Genomic DNA, 20,149 nt, shown 5'->3' on the forward strand with positions numbered 1-20,149 from the left:
AATTTATTTTAATTCAATTATTGTTTCTTGAGGCAAAGCAGCTCCTAGTTTAGTGCTTAATGCTCCTGGCGAAGCATTTCCCACCACGATTTTATAGTTTCCTTTTCGCCACACTTTTTTGCCATTGGTATCAATAACTTTTAAATCATCGGCTGTAATTGAAAATGATACTGTTTTTTTATCTGATTTATTTAATGCTATTCTTTCAAATGCTTTTAAACTTTTTAACGGAATTCCACCAGAAGTATCTTCGGGACAAATGTATAATTGCACCACTTCGTCAATATCAAAATCTCCCACATTGGCAACGTCCACCTTTACAGTAAGGCCTTCGTTTTTCCTTAGTTTAGTCGAATTCAATTTTAAATTACTAAGTTCCGTTTTAGAATAAGTAAGTCCAAAACCAAAAGGATACATCGGTTCTTCGGTCATGTATTTATAGGTTCTTCCTTTCATCGAATAATCCTCAAAAGGAGGTAATTGTTTCAGATTTTTAGGAAAAGTCAAAGGCAAATGACCCGAAGGGGAAACGTTTCCAAACAACACATCAGCCACTGCATTCCCACCTTGCTCACCTGGATACCAAATTTGAACAATAGCATCACATTTATCTTCGATTCCTTCCAATGAAACAGGGCTTCCGCTAGCGATAACCAAAACTAAAGGTCCTTTTTTATTTTCGGCCAATTTTTTAACGTAATTCACTTGATTTTCTGGTAAACTCAAATCTTTACGATCTCCTTTGTGGTCAGAAGCGATAGCATCTACCCCTTCACCTTCTCTATCCGCAGTAATACCAACCACACAAATCGTAATGTCCGATTCTTTAGCTACATTGGGTGCCCAATTTTTTGGATTTAAATTATCATGAAAAGGCAAAGCACCACTGCGATAATTCAACGAAGTTCCTGGCGAAACCACATCAGCGATTCCTGCCAAAATTGTTACAATTCCTGGACTAATGCCATAATAACTTCCCATCAACATATCAGACGAATTGGCAAAAGGTCCTGTTACATACGGTATTTTGACATTCTTAGAAATGGGTAAAGTGTTGTTTGTATTCTTAAGCAATACAATTGATTTTTGCGCTGCTTCTTTGGCTAGTGCAATAGTTTCTTGTGAATGAATTTCATTGATTCCAAGCTTAGCATAAGGATTGTTATCAGGTTTGTCAAACATTCCTAATCTAAAACGTGTTTTTAAGAGTTGTTTGGTTCTTTCTCTAATTGTTTCTTTTGAAACCAATCCTTGTTTCAAAGCAGCATTCATTTCTCCAAAATTACCACCACAAAAAAGATTAGTTCCTGCATTAAAGGCTACAGCTGCTGCTTCGGCTTCTGTCTTAACAAATTTGTGTGTATCATAAATACATTTTACTGCACCACAATCGGTTACCACATAACCATCAAATTTCCACTGAGTGCGTAAAATATCCGTCAAGAATTCTGGATTGGCAGCCATCGGTTTGCCATATACAGCATTGTGAGCTGGCATCACTCCTTCTACTTTGGCTTCTTTTACCAAGGCTTCAAAAGCAGGCATATAGGTTTCCCATAAATCTTGTTTGGTTGGAACGGCATTATACACCAATCGCAAACTTTCTGGACCTGAATGCACGGCAAAATGTTTGGCACAAGCAGCTGATTTTAAAAATTTAGGATCCTCACCTTGTAAACCTTTTACAAAAGCAACACCAATTTTAGACATTAAATACGGATCTTCTCCATAAGTTTCTTGTCCGCGACCCCAGCGAGGATCTCTAAATATATTGACATTGGGTGTCCAAAAAGTTAATCCTGCAAATTTGCTATGATTGCCCATTTGTTGCGAAATATTATACTTCGCTCTTGCTTCGGTTGAAATTGCCGAAGCTACTCTAAATGCTAAATCTGGATCAAAAGTGGCTCCGATACCAATTCCTTGCGGAAAAATAGTCGCTTTTCCGTTTCTAGCAACACCATGTAAAGCTTCATTCCACCAATCATAATCGGGAATATTCAACCTTGGTATGGCTGGTGCATTGTTACGCAATTGTCCCATTTGTTCCTCAACAGTCATTTGTGAAACCAAAATTTCGACCCTTTCATCAATTGACAATGAAGCATCTTGGAATTTAAAATTGACTTCTTGAGCCATCGAAACAAATGGCATTAAAAAAAGTATTATTTTAGAATTTATTTTCATCCTATTTTGCCTCTTTCTTGATTCTTTCCAACTGTTTTCCTGAAAGCCCTTGTGAAAAGTACACTTCTGGTTTTAAAAATAAATGCGTTTTTTTCAATTCAGGATCATTGACATCCAAACTCAAATCACAATCAAAACGGGCTAGAATACTATACCCTTTATTTGGTGTTCCTGCATTTACAAAATGGCTCAATCCCCAACTAATCCCTCTTCCGTTACCGTTGCTGGTAAATGCATCTGGTACATAAGCACCTGCAGCAGCAGGAAAAAGTGACGAAACTGAAGCTATATTAAAGTTAATACCATCTTTAGCATATTGAATGGTGTTGTTTTCGTTTCCGTTGCTAGTAATTAAGGCAGCTATACCTTCTTTAAAAGGAAATAAAGCCGTTTCATGTCCCGAATTAAACAAAGGATTCAACGGATGTTTAGTAAAAGGTCCCAACGGATTATCGGCCATTGCCAAGCCGTTGCCTACCAAATAATCTGGTCGGTCACCATAAGCCGCTTTGAAGTACAAATAGATTTTACCTTTATAGACTAACGGATACGGGTCGTGAATCGAAAATTGATCCCAAGTTCCTGCTGGGCCATTTTCTACAATTACTTTATTGGCGGGTGTCCATGGACCATCAGGTGAATCCGCATAAGAAGCGGCTACTGGACAATGATCTCCTTTTTTCCCACTAGCTTCCATAAAACCTTGGTAATACAAATAATATTTCCCTTTCCATTTTAAGATATCCGGAGTAGCCACAGACCGCCAACCCACTTCTGGCATCGGTGGTCTTTTGACCGCTACACCCTGCTCTTCCCAAGTCAATCCGTCTTTGCTTGTAGCGTACCATATTTCACATAAATCCCAATCGGTGGACGGAATAACATCTGTACTTTCACTGGCTCTATGCGCACCAATAGGGGGTACTTTAGTATCTCGTTTGGTGTACCAAACATAGTATTTCCCATTTTCGAAAATAATTTTCGAAGGGTCACGTCGGGAAACGGTTCCATCACCATTGCGGTAATCAAACCCCTTTAATTGTGTATATTTAAAACTCGAAAAGAGTTCGTTATCCTCAGGTCTTGGGGTTAAATAATTGTCATACAAACGCTCCATAGCCGCGCTCAAAGGTCGGTTAGGTTTGGTTTGTGGGATATCCCATGGATAACCGCCAATTTCTTTTTGTTTCGAACTTCCACAAGAAGTGGCTAAAATTAAGGCCGCTAAACCGATAGAAAATGTGGTGGTAATTCGGTTTTTATTTAAAATATCTAATTTCATCGTTTCGTGTGTGTTTATTTTATGGTTGCTCAATTAGTGTATTAGGATGTGTTTTTTTGTAGAAATTATTCTTCCCATTCTTTATAAAGCGTTTTCAATTGTTGGTAAGCTTTCTTTTTCTTTTTTCGAAAAGCATCTACAATTCCCCATTCTCTATAACCTGATTTGGGTGTGCCTTTGTAATTGCTTCTATAATCATTGTAACTCCAAAGAGATACACCCGAAATCCATGGAAATTTTTTCAACTCTTTTATATATCCTACCAAATCTTTACTTAACTCTGCGTCTGACCCTGCTCCTATTTGGCTTAGCCCTATCTCAGAAACAAAAATGGGTTTGCCTGGGAATTTTTGATGTGTCTTTTGTGCCAATACTGGTGCATTTCCATAACTATTCATCGAAATAAAATCGACTTTTTCATAAGGTTCTGTGCCAATTTCGCCCTTGCGATAAGACGTAATGGTAACATAGGTTTTGAGGCGGGTGGCATCTAAACTACCCACATAATCTAACATTTCATTCACATAGCCGTATTGGTCTTTGGTCAACGCCTTGTTTTCCCAAGGTGCAACGGCATCACGCAATTCGTTCCCCACACTCCAAGCCACTACAGAAGGATGATTAAAATCTCTTTCAATCATATCGGCCATCCATTTTTTAGATACTGGATTATTTGGAAACGATTGAGGGTCATCATCACCCCAAACTGGAATTTCTTCGACTAATAAAAAACCGTTTTTATCACAATAATCCAAAAGGTTTTTGGACAAAGGCGCATGCATCAATCTGGAGAACGTACAGCCTAAAGACTGAATGTCTTTCATGTCTTTTTTAATTAAGCAATCAGGTTCAGTATTCCCGTATTTAGGATGATCATGTACGCGATTGACTCCATTCATACGTACGGCTTGATTGTTTAAAAAGAACTGCTCACCACGAACTTCAAATTTTCGAATACCAAAATTATCTTTGGCACCATCTACTTTTTTTCCGTCAAGTTGTAGTTCGCTAGTCAGTTGGTATAAATTAGGACTATCAAAATCCCAAAGTTTGAAATCAGCCAGCTTACGTTTAAATTTAATTTCAGAAATAGTCGTTGTATTTCCGTTTATTTTCACCGAAACAGGAGCTAAATCCATCCCCTTAATTTTCGGTAGAATTTGTGCCGTAGCAGCATTGGAACCATTATTTTCTACTTTATATTTAATAGAAAAATTAATTTCTCCTTTTTCAAAATCAGGTATGGATGCAATATGTTGGTAAACCAAACGCAAATCATTATTAGCGACTAATCGAACGTCTCGGCTAATACCGCCCCAAGCCCACCAAGCGCCACGTTTATAAGAGTTATCAGCCATTACGACAATCGAATTGGTTTCTCCTAATTTTACCTCTTGGGTAATGTTAAATTCAAAAGGCAAATAACCTCCAACATGTTCTCCCATCAATTTTCCGTTCACCCAAACTTTGGCGGTTTCATAAACGGCTTCAAACTGAACTCTGATTTGTTTTCCTTGCCATTTTTGAGGAACAGTAACGTTTTTTTGATAATAGCCTTTGCCTACATAAGTCGAATATTTTTCGTGGGTATCCCAATTCCCAGGTACTTGCATAGTATCCCAATTAGAAAAATCAGGACGTAAATAGGTTTCTACACCATCTGAATCCACTCTAAAATTCCATTTTCCATTTAATGAAATCGTTTGGGCTTCCATCGTCCATATTGCTAGGAATAGCAATAAAATTAAATATCTCTTCATTGTTTATTTTTTAGCTTGGTAATAACGTACATAATCCACCTTCATCGACGTTTTGTCTATCGCATCGGTTACTGTACCATGCCATTTTATGATGGCTAGACTCAACCAAATAGGGGTTTCGCTATGGCAAAAAGTATTTTCTTCTCTTCTAATTTCTTTTCCGTCAAAATAGAAAATTAACTCTTTTTCATTCCATTCTAAACCGTAAGTGTGAAATTCTTCTGCAAAATTGTAATTTTTAGTTATATCTAACACCGAAATAACCTTCCACTCACCTTTATGTAAATACTGAACTTTGTAATCAGAAATTAAACCAAACCAATTCCCTTTACTGTCTTTCCATCCATTTACAAACTGAATAGCTCCCACGGTAATTTTGTCCTTCCACTCAAATTCTACCCATTTTTGCCCTTCATTTTGAGTCGTCCAAGAGGTGAATGGGTTAGCATCTGTTAAGAAATGAGAAGTATCCTTTCCGTTAAAAGAACCACTAGTAGTAATGGTAACCTCTTTGCTTCGGGCATAATTTACTAAATTTGGAACATCCGTATCAGCCGATTGGGATAGAACTGTTGGATATTTTCCCTCTTTGTTCACGCCATAAATTCTAAATTCACCTAAATTGAACTTTGCTTTATTGTTAGAAACAAATCGAATTTTAGTCGTTTCAATAGGTGTTTCTAATTGAATCATATAATCTGGTTTTGCACCAAAAGCAAATCCTTTGTGGCTGGTAGCATGCTTTTTATTTCCTTTTTCATCAATGGTAAAATCCGACCATTGGTGAATATTGGTGTTCACTTCGTTAGGAAAATGTCCTTCATTGATATCAATTTCAAATCTTTTTCCTTCAGTAGGCTCAGGACCTTGAGTCATCAACCAAAATGAATTGTTAGTAGCCTCGGCAGCTGCATATTTATATCTGCATTCAAAATAGCCGTATTTAAATTTCTTTTTGGTCCAAATACTCCCCGATGTCCATTCTTGACCGCCACGATTTTCTTTTCTGTTTTCCAAATATAAAAGACCGTTTTTCACATCGGCATTTTCACGCCAACGACTACAGTACAGGTTTTTACTTGGATGATTCGCAGAAATCCATTCGGTATCGAGGTCTTTGTTTTCATATTCAAATTCATCATGCCAAACTAACTTCCAATTGGAATAATCGAATTGTTTTATTTCTTGTGCCTGTCCCTTGGACATTACCAATAAACTAAACAAACAAAAAAAAGTGAGCTTCATTTTAAACTTCATCTGAAATTATTTTTTTTGATAATACCTCACCCAATCAATCTTCATACTGGTTCCATTAATAGCATCGGTTACCTCCCCAGCATGTTCTAAAATAGCCAAACTCAAATAAATATTTAAATCTTCATTACAAAGCGTGTTTGGAATGGTTCGGATGAGCTTGTTATCGTAGTAAAATTTAATAGCAGTTGCAGACCAATCCATACCATATACATGATAGTCTTGTGAATGGTTATAATTTGTTTTCACATCATAACTTGCAATTTCAACCCATTTTCCATTAACATAAGCTTCTATTTTATAATCTGAAATTAAGGCATTCCAAGTTGTTCCACTTTGCCATCCATTTATAAATTGAATATGTCCAATGCTTTTTTCGGTAGGCCAATTAAATTCTAACCATTTTTCGCCACTCTTTTGTGATACCCAACTCGTAGTTGTTGTTCCATCTGCAACAGCAGCAGCTTTTGAGTCGCTATTATAAACTCCACTTGCTGTTATTGAAGTATCACTCCCTTTAGCGATATTAACCAAACCTGAAACACTTGCATCTGCTGAAGTAGAAAGGATATTCATAGGATAACATTTTAAATTGGGTTCATAAATACGAAATTCTCTGATATGAAAATGGGAAGCATTTTTTGAAGAAAACCGAATCCTTTTAGTTTTTACAGCTGTTTTAAAAGAATGCGCATAAGCAGGAGATAATCCCTCAGCATAGGGTTGTTGGTTATTCTCAATACTTTTTCCTCCTTCCCAGTGGTGTCTATTAGTATTCACCTCGTTTGGAAAATGGCCTTCATTAACATCTAACTCACAGGTAACACCACTACTATTATTTCCTGTACCTTTGATGCTATTAAATAACCAAAACGAATTATTGGTACCACTAGCACCAGCATATTTATATCTAGCTTCGTAATAACCGTATCCAAAAGTTTTTTTGGTCCAAATATTACCACAAGTCCAATCTAGATTTCCACGTTGTTCTTTACGAGCTTGTAATTCTAAAACCCCGTCTTTGACCACTGCATTTTCTCTCCAACGGCTACAAAGTATATGACTACTTGAACTATTTTGAGAAGTCCAATTGGTTTCTAACTGAGAATCTGGATAATTAAAATCGTCCTCCCAAATTAATTTCCATTTGGAACTATCGTGTAATTCCGTTGGTTTTTCAAATTCGTATTGATAGGCTGCAAGGCAGTCAGCTACTATTTTTTCTTCAGCTTTAGGCTGTGCAACAACTGCTTGATCCCCAGTACTACAACTACTTATCAGAACAACTCCCAGTAAGGTAGCAAATCTGTTTTTTGAATATGTTACAATCTTTTTCATAATTTTTTTGGTTTTTTGACTAGTTTTAATTGGTTTTAGAATTTACAAGTTTCAGTTCTGACCAATTGCTTTCTCTATCCTTTGTTTTTCTTCTTATTTTAAAATACATAACTGAGCTATCATCAATTTCAATTGACAACATGCCTCTTACATTAGTGGTGAAATTTTGATCCAATTTCGTGGCCGCTTTTCCATAGTGTACTTCATATAAACTATCCTCGTTTTCTGAGGAATAACCTATGACTATTTTTTTATCTCTAATAAAAGTATCCCAAATTACAGGCGGCAATAACTTGCCATTGGGTGTTATTCTTTCTTTTTTAGCATCGAAACTTTTTCCTTTTTCATTGAAAGCAAAAACACTAACCAAATACAATTTGTTGTTTTCCAAACCTTCCAAATCAATATAATTGGCGATGGTTTTGGTAGGAAGCACCACTACTTCACCTTTATCATTTTCATAGCTAGCTCCATATTCTGTAGCTCCAGAAACACTATCAAAAAGGATTCTAGCCTTTCCGTCACCTGAAATGATTTGTTTTATTACTGGACTATTTGGAACAGTAAAATCAACCACTTTTTCGGCACGAGAATAGCCTAGTGAATTGACCACTTCTATCGTTACATTTTGTGCGTTAGTCAGATTTCCTTTCCATTCAATTGTTCCTTTCCATTCCCCTTGACTAGGTGTAATTAATGGCAATGATTTTCTATTTTCGAAAATTATTCGCCCTTGATTGTCTTTAAAACGCCATACTAATTGATAGTTTCTTAAACTAAAACTTGGGTAATCTTTAGGACCTTTAACCACCAATTTAACTTGGGCTGATTTTTTATCAAAATCAATATCGGTGACTTCTATATTTTTTAAAGGACTATTTTCGTGTTTTAATCGGTCAAAAAGTCGGCGTTTTTGTCGCCACACATTAACAACACCCCAAACCCTATTTTCTTCAGCCGATGTAGCGGCATACCCACTGCGATAATCGTTAAATGTCCATAACGAAGCACCAATTACAAAGTCATTTTTTCCTCTAAAATTGTTGTGCCAGTCGGTAACTTCAGCTCTGTCGTTATCTAAGGAAGCCGTTGGGAAAGGATCAAAACCATATTCGGATATAAAAATAGGTTTGTTGGGCCATTTTTTTCTTAAAGTAGCCAATATTTCCAAGGGCTTGCCTTGCCAAGCATACATATTATGCATAATCATGTCCACGTCTGAATTCGGATCAGTTTCTGGTGTATAACTTGCTTTTTGTCCCGTATTACTCACGCAAGTAACCAATCTGTTAGGGTCTAATTCTCTTACCATTTTCATCATATCACGTGCGTATTGATTGTGGTCTGAGAGTTCGTTCCCCACACTCCAACCAATAATCGATGGATGATTCCAGTCTCGTTCAATCATGCCTTTTATCCATTGTCTGGGTAAGGTATATTTTGGAACATCAAATTCTGGATTGGTCAGGTCACGCACATTTACTTCTTCAAAAATTAAAATCCCTTTTTCATCACACAGTTGAATTAACTTTTCGTTTTGTGTGCCGTGCATGATGCGCATGAAATTGGCTCCCGCTTCTTTCATCAAATGAATGTCTTTTTCTAATAATTCTAAAGGTTCAGAACTTCCCCAATAGCGGTGTTCACTGACACGGTTAAAGCCACCTAAACGTACTGGCTCGCCATTCAACAGCATTTGTGAGGCGTTTATTTCTATTTTTCGGATTCCAAATGGATTACTTTTTGTATCAACAACCTTTTTTTCTTCAACTAAATTTGTTTTTAATTGATACAAAACAGGATTATCAAAATGCCATAGTTGAACTTGTTTTGCATTTAGTTTCCCGTTTAAGACAACTTCTTGGGTTACATTTGGAGCAATAGTTGCTTTTGCAGTTAGGGTAATCAATTGTTTTTTATAACTAATAACAGACTGAATAGCAACCGATTTTGATATGGAACTATTGTTTTCTACAAAAACTTTCAAATTCAAATCGGCTGTGCCTGTTTTTAAATTTGGAGTAGCGTTTATGTATTGATTTTGAATGCGAACCGATTGATTTTTGACCAATTGTACCTCTCGAATAATACCACCCCAATTCCAAGTTGCACCTACCAAAAAGTTGTTATCTACCTCAACCGCAATGAGATTGGGTTTATCAAAATACAATTTATCGGTAATATCAAATTCAAAAGGAGTAAATCCTCCTTGATTCTTGCCTACAAATTGCCCGTTGACATATACATTTGAAAGATGATACACAGCTGCAAACTGTAGTCGGATTTTGTCGTTTGGATTCTTTTTCCAGTTTTTGGGTAAATCGAATGTTTTGCGGTACCATGCTTTGCCTACATAATTAGAGTAAGAATTAATCATTCCCCAATGCCCAGGCACTTTCAAGTTTAACCAATTGGAATCATTATAATTCGTTAAAAAAACTTGTTTGGGTTCATTTTTGGCTTTCAAATAAGCTGCTTGCGATATAGGTTTAAAAAGCACTGCGTCAGCTGTTACAGAGCCTTCGGTAATAGCGGTCAATTCTACATAATTTTCTTCTGCGCTATCAAAATTAAAAATCCCTAAACTAATCCATTGCCCACAACGCACACGTTGGTTTAAGTAAGCTGTTTCTTTTAGACTTCCTTGTTTTACGTTAACTTGAGCGGTTAAATGAGTCCCAAAAGGCATCATTACAAAAGCTTCGTAATAACCTGATTTTTTAAATTTTGGAAAAAACCGAACATAATTAGCTTCTGTTTCCTTACCTGTAAAATTACGTTCTATAAAATCCTTTTGATATACTGTGGAACCTCTTGCCCCCTCGGTTTTCAGTTTCCAATTTCCTTTTATTTCAACTTGATTGGTATTCCTATTATCGATGATAATATCTGAACTTTCCTCAACTACATTCAAAGGATTAGAGCCTTGACCATCAATTACATGAAATTTCCAATCACCGTTTAAAGAAATAGCATAATCCGTTTGCTTTTGAGCATAACAAAAGTAACTGGAGAGACAAAAAATCAAGAGGGCTATATATTTCATTTTAACAATTTTATTGGCAAAAAATTTCAAAAACAGCTACAGGCACATGTGGATTACTTTGCTCCAATTCGATGGTAAATCCTTTAGTTTTTATTTTTGAATTGAAAGTCCAAGTATTAATTGCTTGACAATTATTCTTTTTTTCGAATAAAACAGTTCCACTCCTGTCTTTGATGGTGTAATTCTGTACACAAAACGGAACTACTTCTTCGGGATGTCCCATTAAGGTCGATTCCATGGGGTGATCATAATCAGGGTCTAAGAATAGTTTTATTTCAGAAAGTGCCACTTCGGTTTCCCATTCCACTTTTAGCGTTGGTTTGGTATCAGTAAGGTCGGCCAACCAAGCATTGGCACTGCCATAAGGACGTACAAAACCATTAGTTAGATTTTCTGTTCCAAAACACGCAATGGCTGGTTCGATTTGCATGGCAATATTTTGTCCTTTAGGTCTTCTAAACGGAATCCAAAATTCAAAAGCATCAATACCGATGTTGTCAGGAGGTGTTTGTTTTCCGTTGTTGTTTACCGCTTTATTTTGTCCGTTAAAGACCGATAGAACACCTGTATATCGTTTTGTACTGCTTTGAATACTCAGTTTGTCATTTGCCAAAAAAGTAACAAAAGCATACTGATTTTCAGTCGTGGCTGTTTTAAATTCAAAAGCTACTTCTTGTTCGCCTGGACTTATTTTTATTTCTATCGTTTCTAAAATAATGTCGGGCGTGTAATTTTTGGCTTTGGCCGAAGTACGCAATTGTACTGTTAGTGACGTAGCTTCTTGGGCTTTTACTTTTACTTTAAAACCATAGTTTTGATGGGCTTTGAAAGGCAATAATTGGGCAACTGCCACTTCTAGTGAGGTATATTCACCATCAAAATCTATTTGGCTTAATTTTAAAGTAGAGGAAGCTTGGATGGTTGCTTGGTTCAATAAATTTTGAGTTTTATCAATGGCTATCCCTGGAATGCTTTGCCCATTGATACTCAGAGTTTGTTGCAATTCTTTTAGATTATTGGATTTCAATAATTCGGCTGGTTTCAAATTGTTTGTCACACATTGTGCCGCTCCGTATCCAACAGCCTGTGCGGCATGAGCACAAGTTGCCATCACACGGGTCGAACCAAAAGCAACGTGAGTAGCGCTGATGATACGTCCGGCAAGAAATAAATTCTCTATATTTTGACTTATCATGGTACTTAACGGAATCTGATATACTCCTTTGGAATGGTATTGGGTACAACCCGGACGACTGTCATAAACCCCATCCGATGGATGTAAATCGACTGCCCAGCCTCCAAAAGACACCGCATCCTCAAACGTATTTTGTTCGATTAGATCTTGTTGTTTAATCATATAATGCCCTTCAAAACGGCGGCTTTCACGCTTACCAGGAATTGTTCCTACCCATTCCAAGGTTAAATTGGCAGCATCTGGAAATTCGCCCGAGTTTTTGATGTAATCCCAAACCCCATAAACTACTTTCCATAGTTCCCATTTGATGTCTTCGGATTCGTGAATGGTATCTTTTCGCCCGCCATATTCCAACCACCACAAACGACAACCCGAATCTTTATCACTCAAGCTTTTATATCGTGGTATTTCGGTAATGTCTTTTAAGGCAAATTCAGGAGCGACATATTTTACTGGTGCTCCCGTATCTTTACTGTAAAAATAAATGGTATGCCCTAGTAATTCTCCGTATGATAGGTCTGGAGCAAATTTCTCTCCAAATTCTTCCACCGTTTCAGCACCCATTCTAAACGCAGCTCCTGCTTGAAAACCTACGATTCCATCTCCCGAAGCATCACAAAACAAGTTCGATTTGAGAATATAGGTCGTTGAGTTTTGGCTACAAAAGGCAGTAACTTGACTTATATTTTTGGTATCCGCTTTCTCTACCTCATAAACTGCGGTGTTTAATAACAGCGTTATATTTTTCTCATTCGAAACTTTTTCTAACAAAACCGTATCAAAAATAAGCGCATTTCCTTCTTTATTTCGATACAAATTTTCGACTAAAATCTCATCGATGATTCCGCCTTCACGAGCCCAACGGTTGTTGTTCCCCATATGTGAGGTTGCGCCCAAAGTCCACAAACGAACTTCACTCGAAGCGTTACCACCTAAAACAGGTCTATCCTGAACTAGGGTTACAGTTACCCCTTCGCGAGCCGCAGCAATGGCCGCACAAACTCCCGCTAATCCTCCGCCAACAACGACTAAATCAGATTGAATTGTAGTAATTTTATTGGATCTTACTTTTGAACTAAAGCTTTCTACTTGCATTTTTTTCTTAATTAAATCGTATGTATTTATTCTTTATTTTTATAAACTATGAAGATGCCTAATAAGCAAACGGCTGCGCCCACTCCTACCACGATAGGAATTAAACTAGTAGAAATAAATTCTAATGAAAGTATTAAAGCTCCTGTTAAGGCAACTCCAATTCCAATGACTCTTCCCCCTTTTTTATTACTTCCGTCCGAATCGTCTTCATATACATTTTCACCAATAGCTGTTTTTTGTGCATAAGCTTCATAAGTATCTTGGGATGTATTGGTTTGGATTAAATACAATTCTGATACTAACATTAAAACCATCGGAACAGCAACACCTAGAATCATTTCGGCACTACGACTTAGGGTTATATCTAGTAATTGTGGGGCTAAAAATTTGAAAAAACCCGTAATTAATAAGGTGATTAAGGTAACCGATAACATACTAGTCCCTGTTTGTTTTTTAGAGAAAATAGTCCACAACGGAGGCAAAAACATGGCTCCTCCTGTTACCGCTGCTAAACTCAAAACAAAATTGACAACACCTCCTAAAAGTGGTACAACCAAAGCTACCCCAATGGTAATCAAGCCTAAAACAACGGTAGCCGTTTTCCCCACACGCATCAATTGAGCGTCACTTGCCTGAGGTTTGAAATGTTTAAAAAGGTCATTCGTAAATACTCCTGCGGCGATATTTAAAGTGGTATTTACCGAACTAGAAGTGGCAAATATCATCCCAACAAGCATTAAACCAAGCATTCCTGCTGGTAAAACTTCTTTACACATTAATAAATAAGCACCTTCTGACTCTACTCCAACAAGATTTGGGTTTAGAATGCGGTAAATCATAGGAGGTAACATCCAAAACAACGGACTTATCACATACAAAGCTCCAAACAACCAGCCCACTTTTTGAGCATCTTTTGGGGTCGCAACAGAGGTATAACGTTGCACATAAGCCCAGTTACCCGCCAAAAAGAATAAATTATAAAGTCCAAAAGCAATTATAAAAGCAATGGAATATTCTTCGTTTACCAAATTGAAAAAAGTCTCAGGTGAAAGTTTTATAAATTGGTCAACACCTCCAATTTTATCAAAAGCTAATGGAACTATGATTATGACAACGGCTGTTAAAACCACAAACTGCAACACATCGGTAACGATAACTGCCCAAAGTCCTCCCACGGCGGTGTAGATTAAAATTAAAATCCCTAAACTGATGATGCTGGTGTAAATAGGAATCCCTGTAGAAACCTCTACAATCTTGGCCACAGGATATAAAAACGCTCCTGTGGTAAATAAAGAAATCAGTAGAAATAAATAGGTATATGTTTTTTGAATTTTAAAACCATAACGATTGGTTATGTATTCGGCTACGGTTAGCGAATTTGTCTTGCGCCATTTGGGAGCAATAAAAAAACCAATTAGGATACCTGCAATAGCCATAGTCCATTGAATACTCACTGCAACCCAACCACTTTTATAAGCTATAGAACCCCAGACCACAAAGGTTCCTGCCGAGAAAAAACTCATGAATAAGGATAAACCACTCATCCACCAAGGCAAGGCGCCTCCAGCAGCAAAATAAGACTTCATGTTTTTTCCTGTTTTGGAAAAAGCCAAACCGCAAACAAAAATGAGTGCAGAAAAAATCAGAATCACCCAAATATCAATGTTTTTCATATAAGTAAATTTGTTTTTTAGTGGTCATAGATAGAATCGCTTTTTAACCAATTTTATTTGCATACGCAAAGCTTTCTTTAAAGGCGATTTCATAACCTTTTTTTAATTTTTATTAAAAGTAAGAATAGAATAAATGGGATTAAATTATATTTTTTAAAAGCTCTACCGAGAACGTTACCGAAGCTTATTAAATCTTTCGAGAACGTTACCGAAAATTATTGTATTTTTATAACCTATTAATCATTTTCATTTGTAAAATAATCTTTTCAACTAGTTTAATTCGCATGAAATACATTACCATCAAAGACATTGCTAAACAATTGAACACTTCAGTTTCTACGGTTTCGAGAGCCTTTAACGATAAAGCCGATATCAATCCTGAAACCAAAGCATTAGTATTAAAAACGGCCAAAGCATTAGGATATCGTCCCAATCCTATCGCTAAAAAATTAATGCAACAACGTTCTTTTACTATCGGTATCATTGTTCCTGAGTTTATCAATGCTTTTTTCCCAGAAGTAATTATAGGTGTGCAAGAAATTTTATTTGAAAAAGGCTATCAGTTGCTCATTACACAATCTAGTGAATGCTATGAAACCGAATTAAAAAATTGTAAAACACTTGAAGACAGCATGGTCGATGGTTTAATTGTATCCATTTCTAGTGAGACCAAAAACATGGAGTATTATCAAAATTTAATCGATTCCGGTTTTCCAATCGTGTTATTTAACCGAGTGAACAACCAACTTCCTTGTTCTAAAATTGTATTCAATGACTATAAATGGGCCCTATTTGCAACTGAACATTTAATCCAACAAGGTTATACCCGAATTGTACATTTAAAAGGTAACGAAGGTATTTCATTAACCAACGAACGCATGAGAGGTTTTATCGATGCGCATCAAAAGCACAAACTACCTTTTGATAAAAATCAAATTATTCCAACAGGATTTACACTAGCAGATGGCCAACAAGCCGCACAAAAAATCATTGACTCTGGAAACATTCCTGATGCTATTTTTGCTGCTAACGACCCAGTGGCTATAGGTGCGATGCAAGTATTCAAAAAAAATGGTTATGCTATTCCAAAGGATATTGCCTTTGTAGGTTTTACAGAATCCCAAATGGCTACGATTATCGAACCACAATTAACATCGGTAGCACAACCTGCTAAACAAATTGGGATTGAAGCCGCTAAAATTCTTTTGGAACAAATTGAAAACGCCAAAGAATTTAAACCTAAAACCATCACCTTAAATGGGGAATTAAATATTAGAACCTCATCTATTAGAAACTAAACCACTAAGGACTGAAAGTCCATAGATTTGGTTGTCAGACTAAAGGTCTGCATTTGAAAACGCTATAATTAGCCACAGATTAAAAAGATTAGCACAGATTAATCCTTTGAATCTTTATAATCTGTGGCAAAAATTTTTTAGGAGCTAAAGCGAAATGCACTAAAGTGCATAGTTTTAACTATTTTTGGGACCAATAAAAGCAGATATTTCTTTTAGAAAACAACTGCTTTTCAATTGGACACAATAAATATAGTGAGTCTCTTCTTTCAACAGCTTATTGATTGTCGAAAAGCAATAAAAGCTTTACAATTTATTTTACTATTTTTTTAAAGATTCTACCTCCATTATAACTAATCTCTACAATATAAACACCTGTATTCAAATGTTCTGTATTCAATACTAGTTCATTACTTTTTAACAAGGTTCTAGTTTCTGGCACTACCATTCTACCCAAACTATCCATTATTTTCACAGAAATGTTTTGACTTAACACTATCTCAGGTTCTATAATAACTTTTATGTAATTTGTAAATGGATTGGGATAGATTATTACTTCCGTATCATTTTGAGTAGTGAACTTGAAAGACGATTTTGAAAGCACACTTGTACCCAAAAATGAGGCAGTCGTTAGATTAGAGCCCGCATTAAAAACCCTATCTTTTAATGCCGTTGTCGACCCTTCCCATGCTCCAATAGCAGGGCTAGTTTGTGTTGTAATGCCCGGAATAACAGTTCCTCCTGAATTAAAGACAGAAGCAGGTTTTAATCGTAAATTCCAGTTGGCAGCATCTACATAATGATCCGCAGCATTCGTAACAAATCCATTCGTTTCAAGAGAGATATCATAGCCATAGGTAGCTGCAGCTTTAACAGTAAAATTATAAAGATCAGTATCTTTAACAGTGCCTACCGAGCTTTCTTTACCCGTCATAAAAAGATTATTTTTAAGATTCATATCGTTAATATCGGCCGTGGAAGTTCGGTGCCAAAAACTTATGAGTTTATTATATCCCCAACAGGTATTATTAAAAAGATCCATTTTCTTAGTTATATTTCGATCTCTTGGCCCAAAATACCCAACCAAATTAATGTTTTGCAAGGTTTCAGGTGTACCATCACTTTTTAATCTTACACTGGTATATTCATCATCAATATTATAAATTAGATTATGATGTACGGTGTAATTTTCAACATCTTCTAAATATAGTGCTACCATATACTTTCGGCTGCTTTCTATAGGTTCAAAAGCAGGTATTCCCTTCTGATCGCGAATTTTATTCCACGCAATCACTGTTTCATTCATATCCAAGGCAGCTGTTTTACCCGTACTAGTAAACATGATAGAACCAGCATCTTCTCCCATTGCCATAGCCCCAAAAAAATCATTATCGGTAACATTCATAAATACCGACTCTGTCGTTCTAATATGAAAACGAGAGGCTTTACCAAAGGTGTTTTTAGTAATTTGTGTATTGTTACCATTGTTTAAAACGGCTACTGTAAACTGACCCATCCAACCGATATCTTCAATATAGCTGTTGTTTATAATAGTGTTATCTGATCCTGGTGTGATGATAATTCCGCTCCCCCAAGTATGACCTATGTAGCAACTTTCAAAAGTTGTATTATCAGCATTCGTTAATTTAATTCCTTGTTCAAAAACACCATACTCTCTTCGATATTGATAAGGAGATAAATACGTAAATGTACAATAGGTAAACATCGTTGCATTGGCATTGGTCAACTCCACTTCACCAACTTTAAAATCAATGTTTTCTATCTTTACATTATTCGCTTGAACTTTGAGCGTGAATTTTCTTCGTTGAATTTCAAAATTTTTCCCCGTAACTGTACCCCCTTCAGGCTTATAATATATTTTATTTAGATTTTTACGCCAAAACCATTCGCCTTCGTAGTCTAAAACCGAAAAGTCCATAATATAACCAAAACCTTCTGGCTGACTTACCGCATCGGTATCTCCCCAAATATTTCCTTGAGTATTGACTGACTTAAAGGTTACGAGTCTATCGCCAGCTCGAGTTACCTCTCCTAAATCTCCAGAATAAGAGAAAATATTATTTCGTAATTTCCCAATAAATCCACGTACAATTGCTTCGTTTGTAAAAGTGACATTGGGAATCATAGGTGTTCCGCCATGCCATGAAAAAGTTACATTCCCCGTTTGATTGGCACCAGCTGGTTTACTAGCGTTTAATAATACTGCAAATCCTGTTTGTTGGTCTCTTGGCTCCATCATTTCACGATTGGAACCTGAGATGTAGTTTTTATAAGGAGACGTATTGTTTGGAAAACGAGCAATTTGCTTGTCTTGACCATTTACAAATAGTTGCGTAAAAGGGGTTTCTACCTGACTCGTACTCAAAGCCAATTCAAAAATCCCATCACCATCAGGATCCGACCAACTCGAATCGCCATACCAATTGGCCCCCGAAATGGTAACATCCTCTCCTGTATTAGCTCTAAGGGTAACACCACTAACATTTACAATAACTGTTTCTCTATACACTCCTTCATGTATAATAATAACATCGTTAGGACTAACCAAATTGTTTGTAAATAAATAACTGATGGTTAAATAAGGTGCTGATGAAGAACCTCTGCCCGTTAAAGCATTTGCACCATTTTTCGCCACATGAATGTCTTTTGCAAAACCAAATAGGGACAGTAAGGATAATGCTAAACAACATAAGTAGTGTTTTTTTTGTGTACTTTTTTTACTCATAATTGGTTTGGTTTTTTGATTTTAGAAATAAAATATCTCAGTTTTTAATTTATTTGGGTTGTTTATCATTTGAATTTTGCTACAAAACAATTCCTTAATCTTCTTAAGAAATTTTGACGTACTGTTCTCAGTATTCAGTAAATAAATGATTTATTCACATTTAATGGCTTCGGTGCGTTCTTTCGAATTTGTTTGTGCATCCGTATCTGAAATGCCTGATGATAAAACAAATTTATCAAGTTGAAATAAAGAAGACCTTCCTGATATTTTAAGAGTATATTCACCAGCTGCAGGAAACTTAACTCTCATCCATGAACTTGTTGTAGGGTTATGAAGATCTAAAGCTCCACCATATGTAAAATCAACTTTTCCTCTACTTACAAATTTTTCAAATTTGGTTAGTGTCACATCAATTCCATCTCTTTTGGCTAAACCAATATCTCCTGGAAAATAAATCCAAACATCATTTGATAAATCCCCTGCCGCTTCATCGGGTTGTCTCATATACCAACGAACCAAATAGGTAGCCGCTTTATCCACATAAAATTTCACTGAAATTTCACTAGCTGAATTAGGTGCATTATAACTGTTGCTTCCGTAATACTCAATATATTTTCCAGCAGAAGCTTTTGCATCTTCTTTTATTCTCCACTGCCCTTTTAAAGCAAAACTCTCTCCTTCAATAATCAAAAGACCATCCTTGTTCACTATTTGACATTTTTTTTCAGGAACAACAACTACTTCGCCTTCCTTTACAACTTCTTTTACTTCTGGTAAATCATCATTTGATGAATCGCTACACGACAACATCAATACTGAAAATGCGGCCATTAAATAAAAATTGATTTTCATAATTTTAAAAATTTGGTTGGTTATTTTTTGGTTGATTAACTTGCATCTTAGGATGCATTTTAACTTTTGTAAATTTAATCCGTAAATCTAATCCTGCCATTTTTATTAGTAAAGCATATGTTTAAAAAGAAGCACCATATGATTTTTTTGATTTTTCCTCTACTTTATAAAGAAAACAACTTCCTATTCTTATTAAGTTTTATTCCTTTAGGTCTCCCCAATAAAACATACTACATTGATTATTAAAAAGTTACAAATACTAAAACTTATTATTTTGAATAGTATCAAATATAAAGACTGTTTGAAGTAAAAAAAGAAACCGCATTTTTTGGTTTTACTTAAAAAAGCAACAACCTCATCTTCGCTAGCTATAAATCAAAAAAGGCTTCGGTTATACAACCAAAGCCTTGACTTTTCCTTTTATCT

11 protein-coding genes are annotated in these 20,149 nt (G+C 36.0%); 1 reads left to right on the forward strand and 10 read right to left on the reverse strand.

Annotated features, from left to right (window positions below):
* Positions 1-3: 3 nt before the first annotated feature.
* The 8 genes from SLW70_RS14435 to SLW70_RS14470 all read right to left on the reverse strand — a co-directional run bounded on the left by SLW70_RS14435 (position 4) and on the right by SLW70_RS14470 (position 14,830).
* Positions 4-2,187, reverse strand: a complete 2,184-nt coding sequence (locus SLW70_RS14435; RefSeq protein ID WP_320889323.1) for a glycoside hydrolase family 3 C-terminal domain-containing protein — start codon at positions 2,185-2,187, stop codon at positions 4-6.
* 1 nt (position 2,188) lies between these two features.
* Positions 2,189-3,469, reverse strand: a complete 1,281-nt coding sequence (locus tag SLW70_RS14440) for a glycoside hydrolase family 117 protein (RefSeq protein ID WP_320889324.1) — start codon at positions 3,467-3,469, stop codon at positions 2,189-2,191.
* Positions 3,470-3,534: 65 nt separating this feature from the next.
* On the reverse strand, positions 3,535-5,229 hold the full coding sequence (locus SLW70_RS14445; protein ID WP_320889325.1) for a glycoside hydrolase family 2 protein: 1,695 nt from the start codon (positions 5,227-5,229) through the stop codon (positions 3,535-3,537).
* A 3-nt stretch (positions 5,230-5,232) separates the two neighbouring features.
* Positions 5,233-6,486 carry a family 16 glycosylhydrolase gene (locus SLW70_RS14450; protein ID WP_320889326.1) on the reverse strand — a complete coding sequence of 418 codons (1,254 nt, stop codon included), beginning with the start codon at positions 6,484-6,486 and terminating at the stop codon, positions 5,233-5,235.
* Positions 6,487-6,492: 6 nt separating this feature from the next.
* Complete coding sequence (locus SLW70_RS14455) at positions 6,493-7,821, reverse strand: family 16 glycosylhydrolase (RefSeq protein WP_320889327.1); 1,329 nt, start codon at positions 7,819-7,821, stop codon at positions 6,493-6,495.
* Positions 7,822-7,846: 25 nt separating this feature from the next.
* Positions 7,847-10,867 (reverse strand): glycoside hydrolase family 2 TIM barrel-domain containing protein, encoded by a 3,021-nt coding sequence (locus tag SLW70_RS14460; protein ID WP_320889328.1) that lies wholly within the window; start codon positions 10,865-10,867, stop codon positions 7,847-7,849.
* 10 nt (positions 10,868-10,877) lie between these two features.
* Positions 10,878-13,157 (reverse strand): FAD-dependent oxidoreductase, encoded by a 2,280-nt coding sequence (locus SLW70_RS14465; protein WP_320889329.1) that lies wholly within the window; start codon positions 13,155-13,157, stop codon positions 10,878-10,880.
* 26 nt (positions 13,158-13,183) lie between these two features.
* Positions 13,184-14,830 (reverse strand): sodium:solute symporter family protein, encoded by a 1,647-nt coding sequence (locus SLW70_RS14470; protein WP_320889330.1) that lies wholly within the window; start codon positions 14,828-14,830, stop codon positions 13,184-13,186.
* A gap of 284 nt (positions 14,831-15,114) precedes the next feature.
* On the opposite strand from SLW70_RS14470, the gene SLW70_RS14475 reads away from it, so the two are divergent.
* Positions 15,115-16,128 (forward strand): LacI family DNA-binding transcriptional regulator, encoded by a 1,014-nt coding sequence (locus tag SLW70_RS14475; protein ID WP_320889331.1) that lies wholly within the window; start codon positions 15,115-15,117, stop codon positions 16,126-16,128.
* 310 nt (positions 16,129-16,438) lie between these two features.
* Here SLW70_RS14475 and SLW70_RS14480 read toward each other — a convergent pair whose 3' ends face one another.
* Positions 16,439-18,871, reverse strand: coding sequence for a T9SS type A sorting domain-containing protein (locus SLW70_RS14480; protein ID WP_320889332.1), 2,433 nt, complete (start codon positions 18,869-18,871; stop codon positions 16,439-16,441).
* Positions 18,872-19,021: 150 nt separating this feature from the next.
* On the reverse strand, positions 19,022-19,723 hold the full coding sequence (locus SLW70_RS14485) for a hypothetical protein (RefSeq protein ID WP_320889333.1): 702 nt from the start codon (positions 19,721-19,723) through the stop codon (positions 19,022-19,024).
* Positions 19,724-20,149 lie beyond the last annotated feature (426 nt).

It is taken from the genome of Flavobacterium sp. NG2 (assembly GCF_034119845.1).
Lineage (GTDB): Bacteria > Bacteroidota > Bacteroidia > Flavobacteriales > Flavobacteriaceae > Flavobacterium.

Excerpts from the sequence above, each read along its gene's own strand:
- SLW70_RS14435 (WP_320889323.1), bottom strand. The coding sequence starts at position 2,187 with ATGAAAATAAATTCTAAAATAATACTTTTTTTAATGCCATTTGTTTCG.
- SLW70_RS14440 (WP_320889324.1), bottom strand. The coding sequence starts at position 3,469 with ATGAAATTAGATATTTTAAATAAAAACCGAATTACCACCACATTTTCT.
- SLW70_RS14445 (WP_320889325.1), bottom strand. The coding sequence starts at position 5,229 with ATGAAGAGATATTTAATTTTATTGCTATTCCTAGCAATATGGACGATG.
- SLW70_RS14450 (WP_320889326.1), bottom strand. The coding sequence starts at position 6,486 with ATGAAGTTTAAAATGAAGCTCACTTTTTTTTGTTTGTTTAGTTTATTG.
- SLW70_RS14455 (WP_320889327.1), bottom strand. The coding sequence starts at position 7,821 with ATGAAAAAGATTGTAACATATTCAAAAAACAGATTTGCTACCTTACTG.
- SLW70_RS14460 (WP_320889328.1), bottom strand. The coding sequence starts at position 10,867 with ATGAAATATATAGCCCTCTTGATTTTTTGTCTCTCCAGTTACTTTTGT.
- SLW70_RS14465 (WP_320889329.1), bottom strand. The coding sequence starts at position 13,157 with ATGCAAGTAGAAAGCTTTAGTTCAAAAGTAAGATCCAATAAAATTACT.
- SLW70_RS14470 (WP_320889330.1), bottom strand. The coding sequence starts at position 14,830 with ATGAAAAACATTGATATTTGGGTGATTCTGATTTTTTCTGCACTCATT.
- SLW70_RS14475 (WP_320889331.1), top strand. The coding sequence starts at position 15,115 with ATGAAATACATTACCATCAAAGACATTGCTAAACAATTGAACACTTCA.
- SLW70_RS14480 (WP_320889332.1), bottom strand. The coding sequence starts at position 18,871 with ATGAGTAAAAAAAGTACACAAAAAAAACACTACTTATGTTGTTTAGCA.
- SLW70_RS14485 (WP_320889333.1), bottom strand. The coding sequence starts at position 19,723 with ATGAAAATCAATTTTTATTTAATGGCCGCATTTTCAGTATTGATGTTG.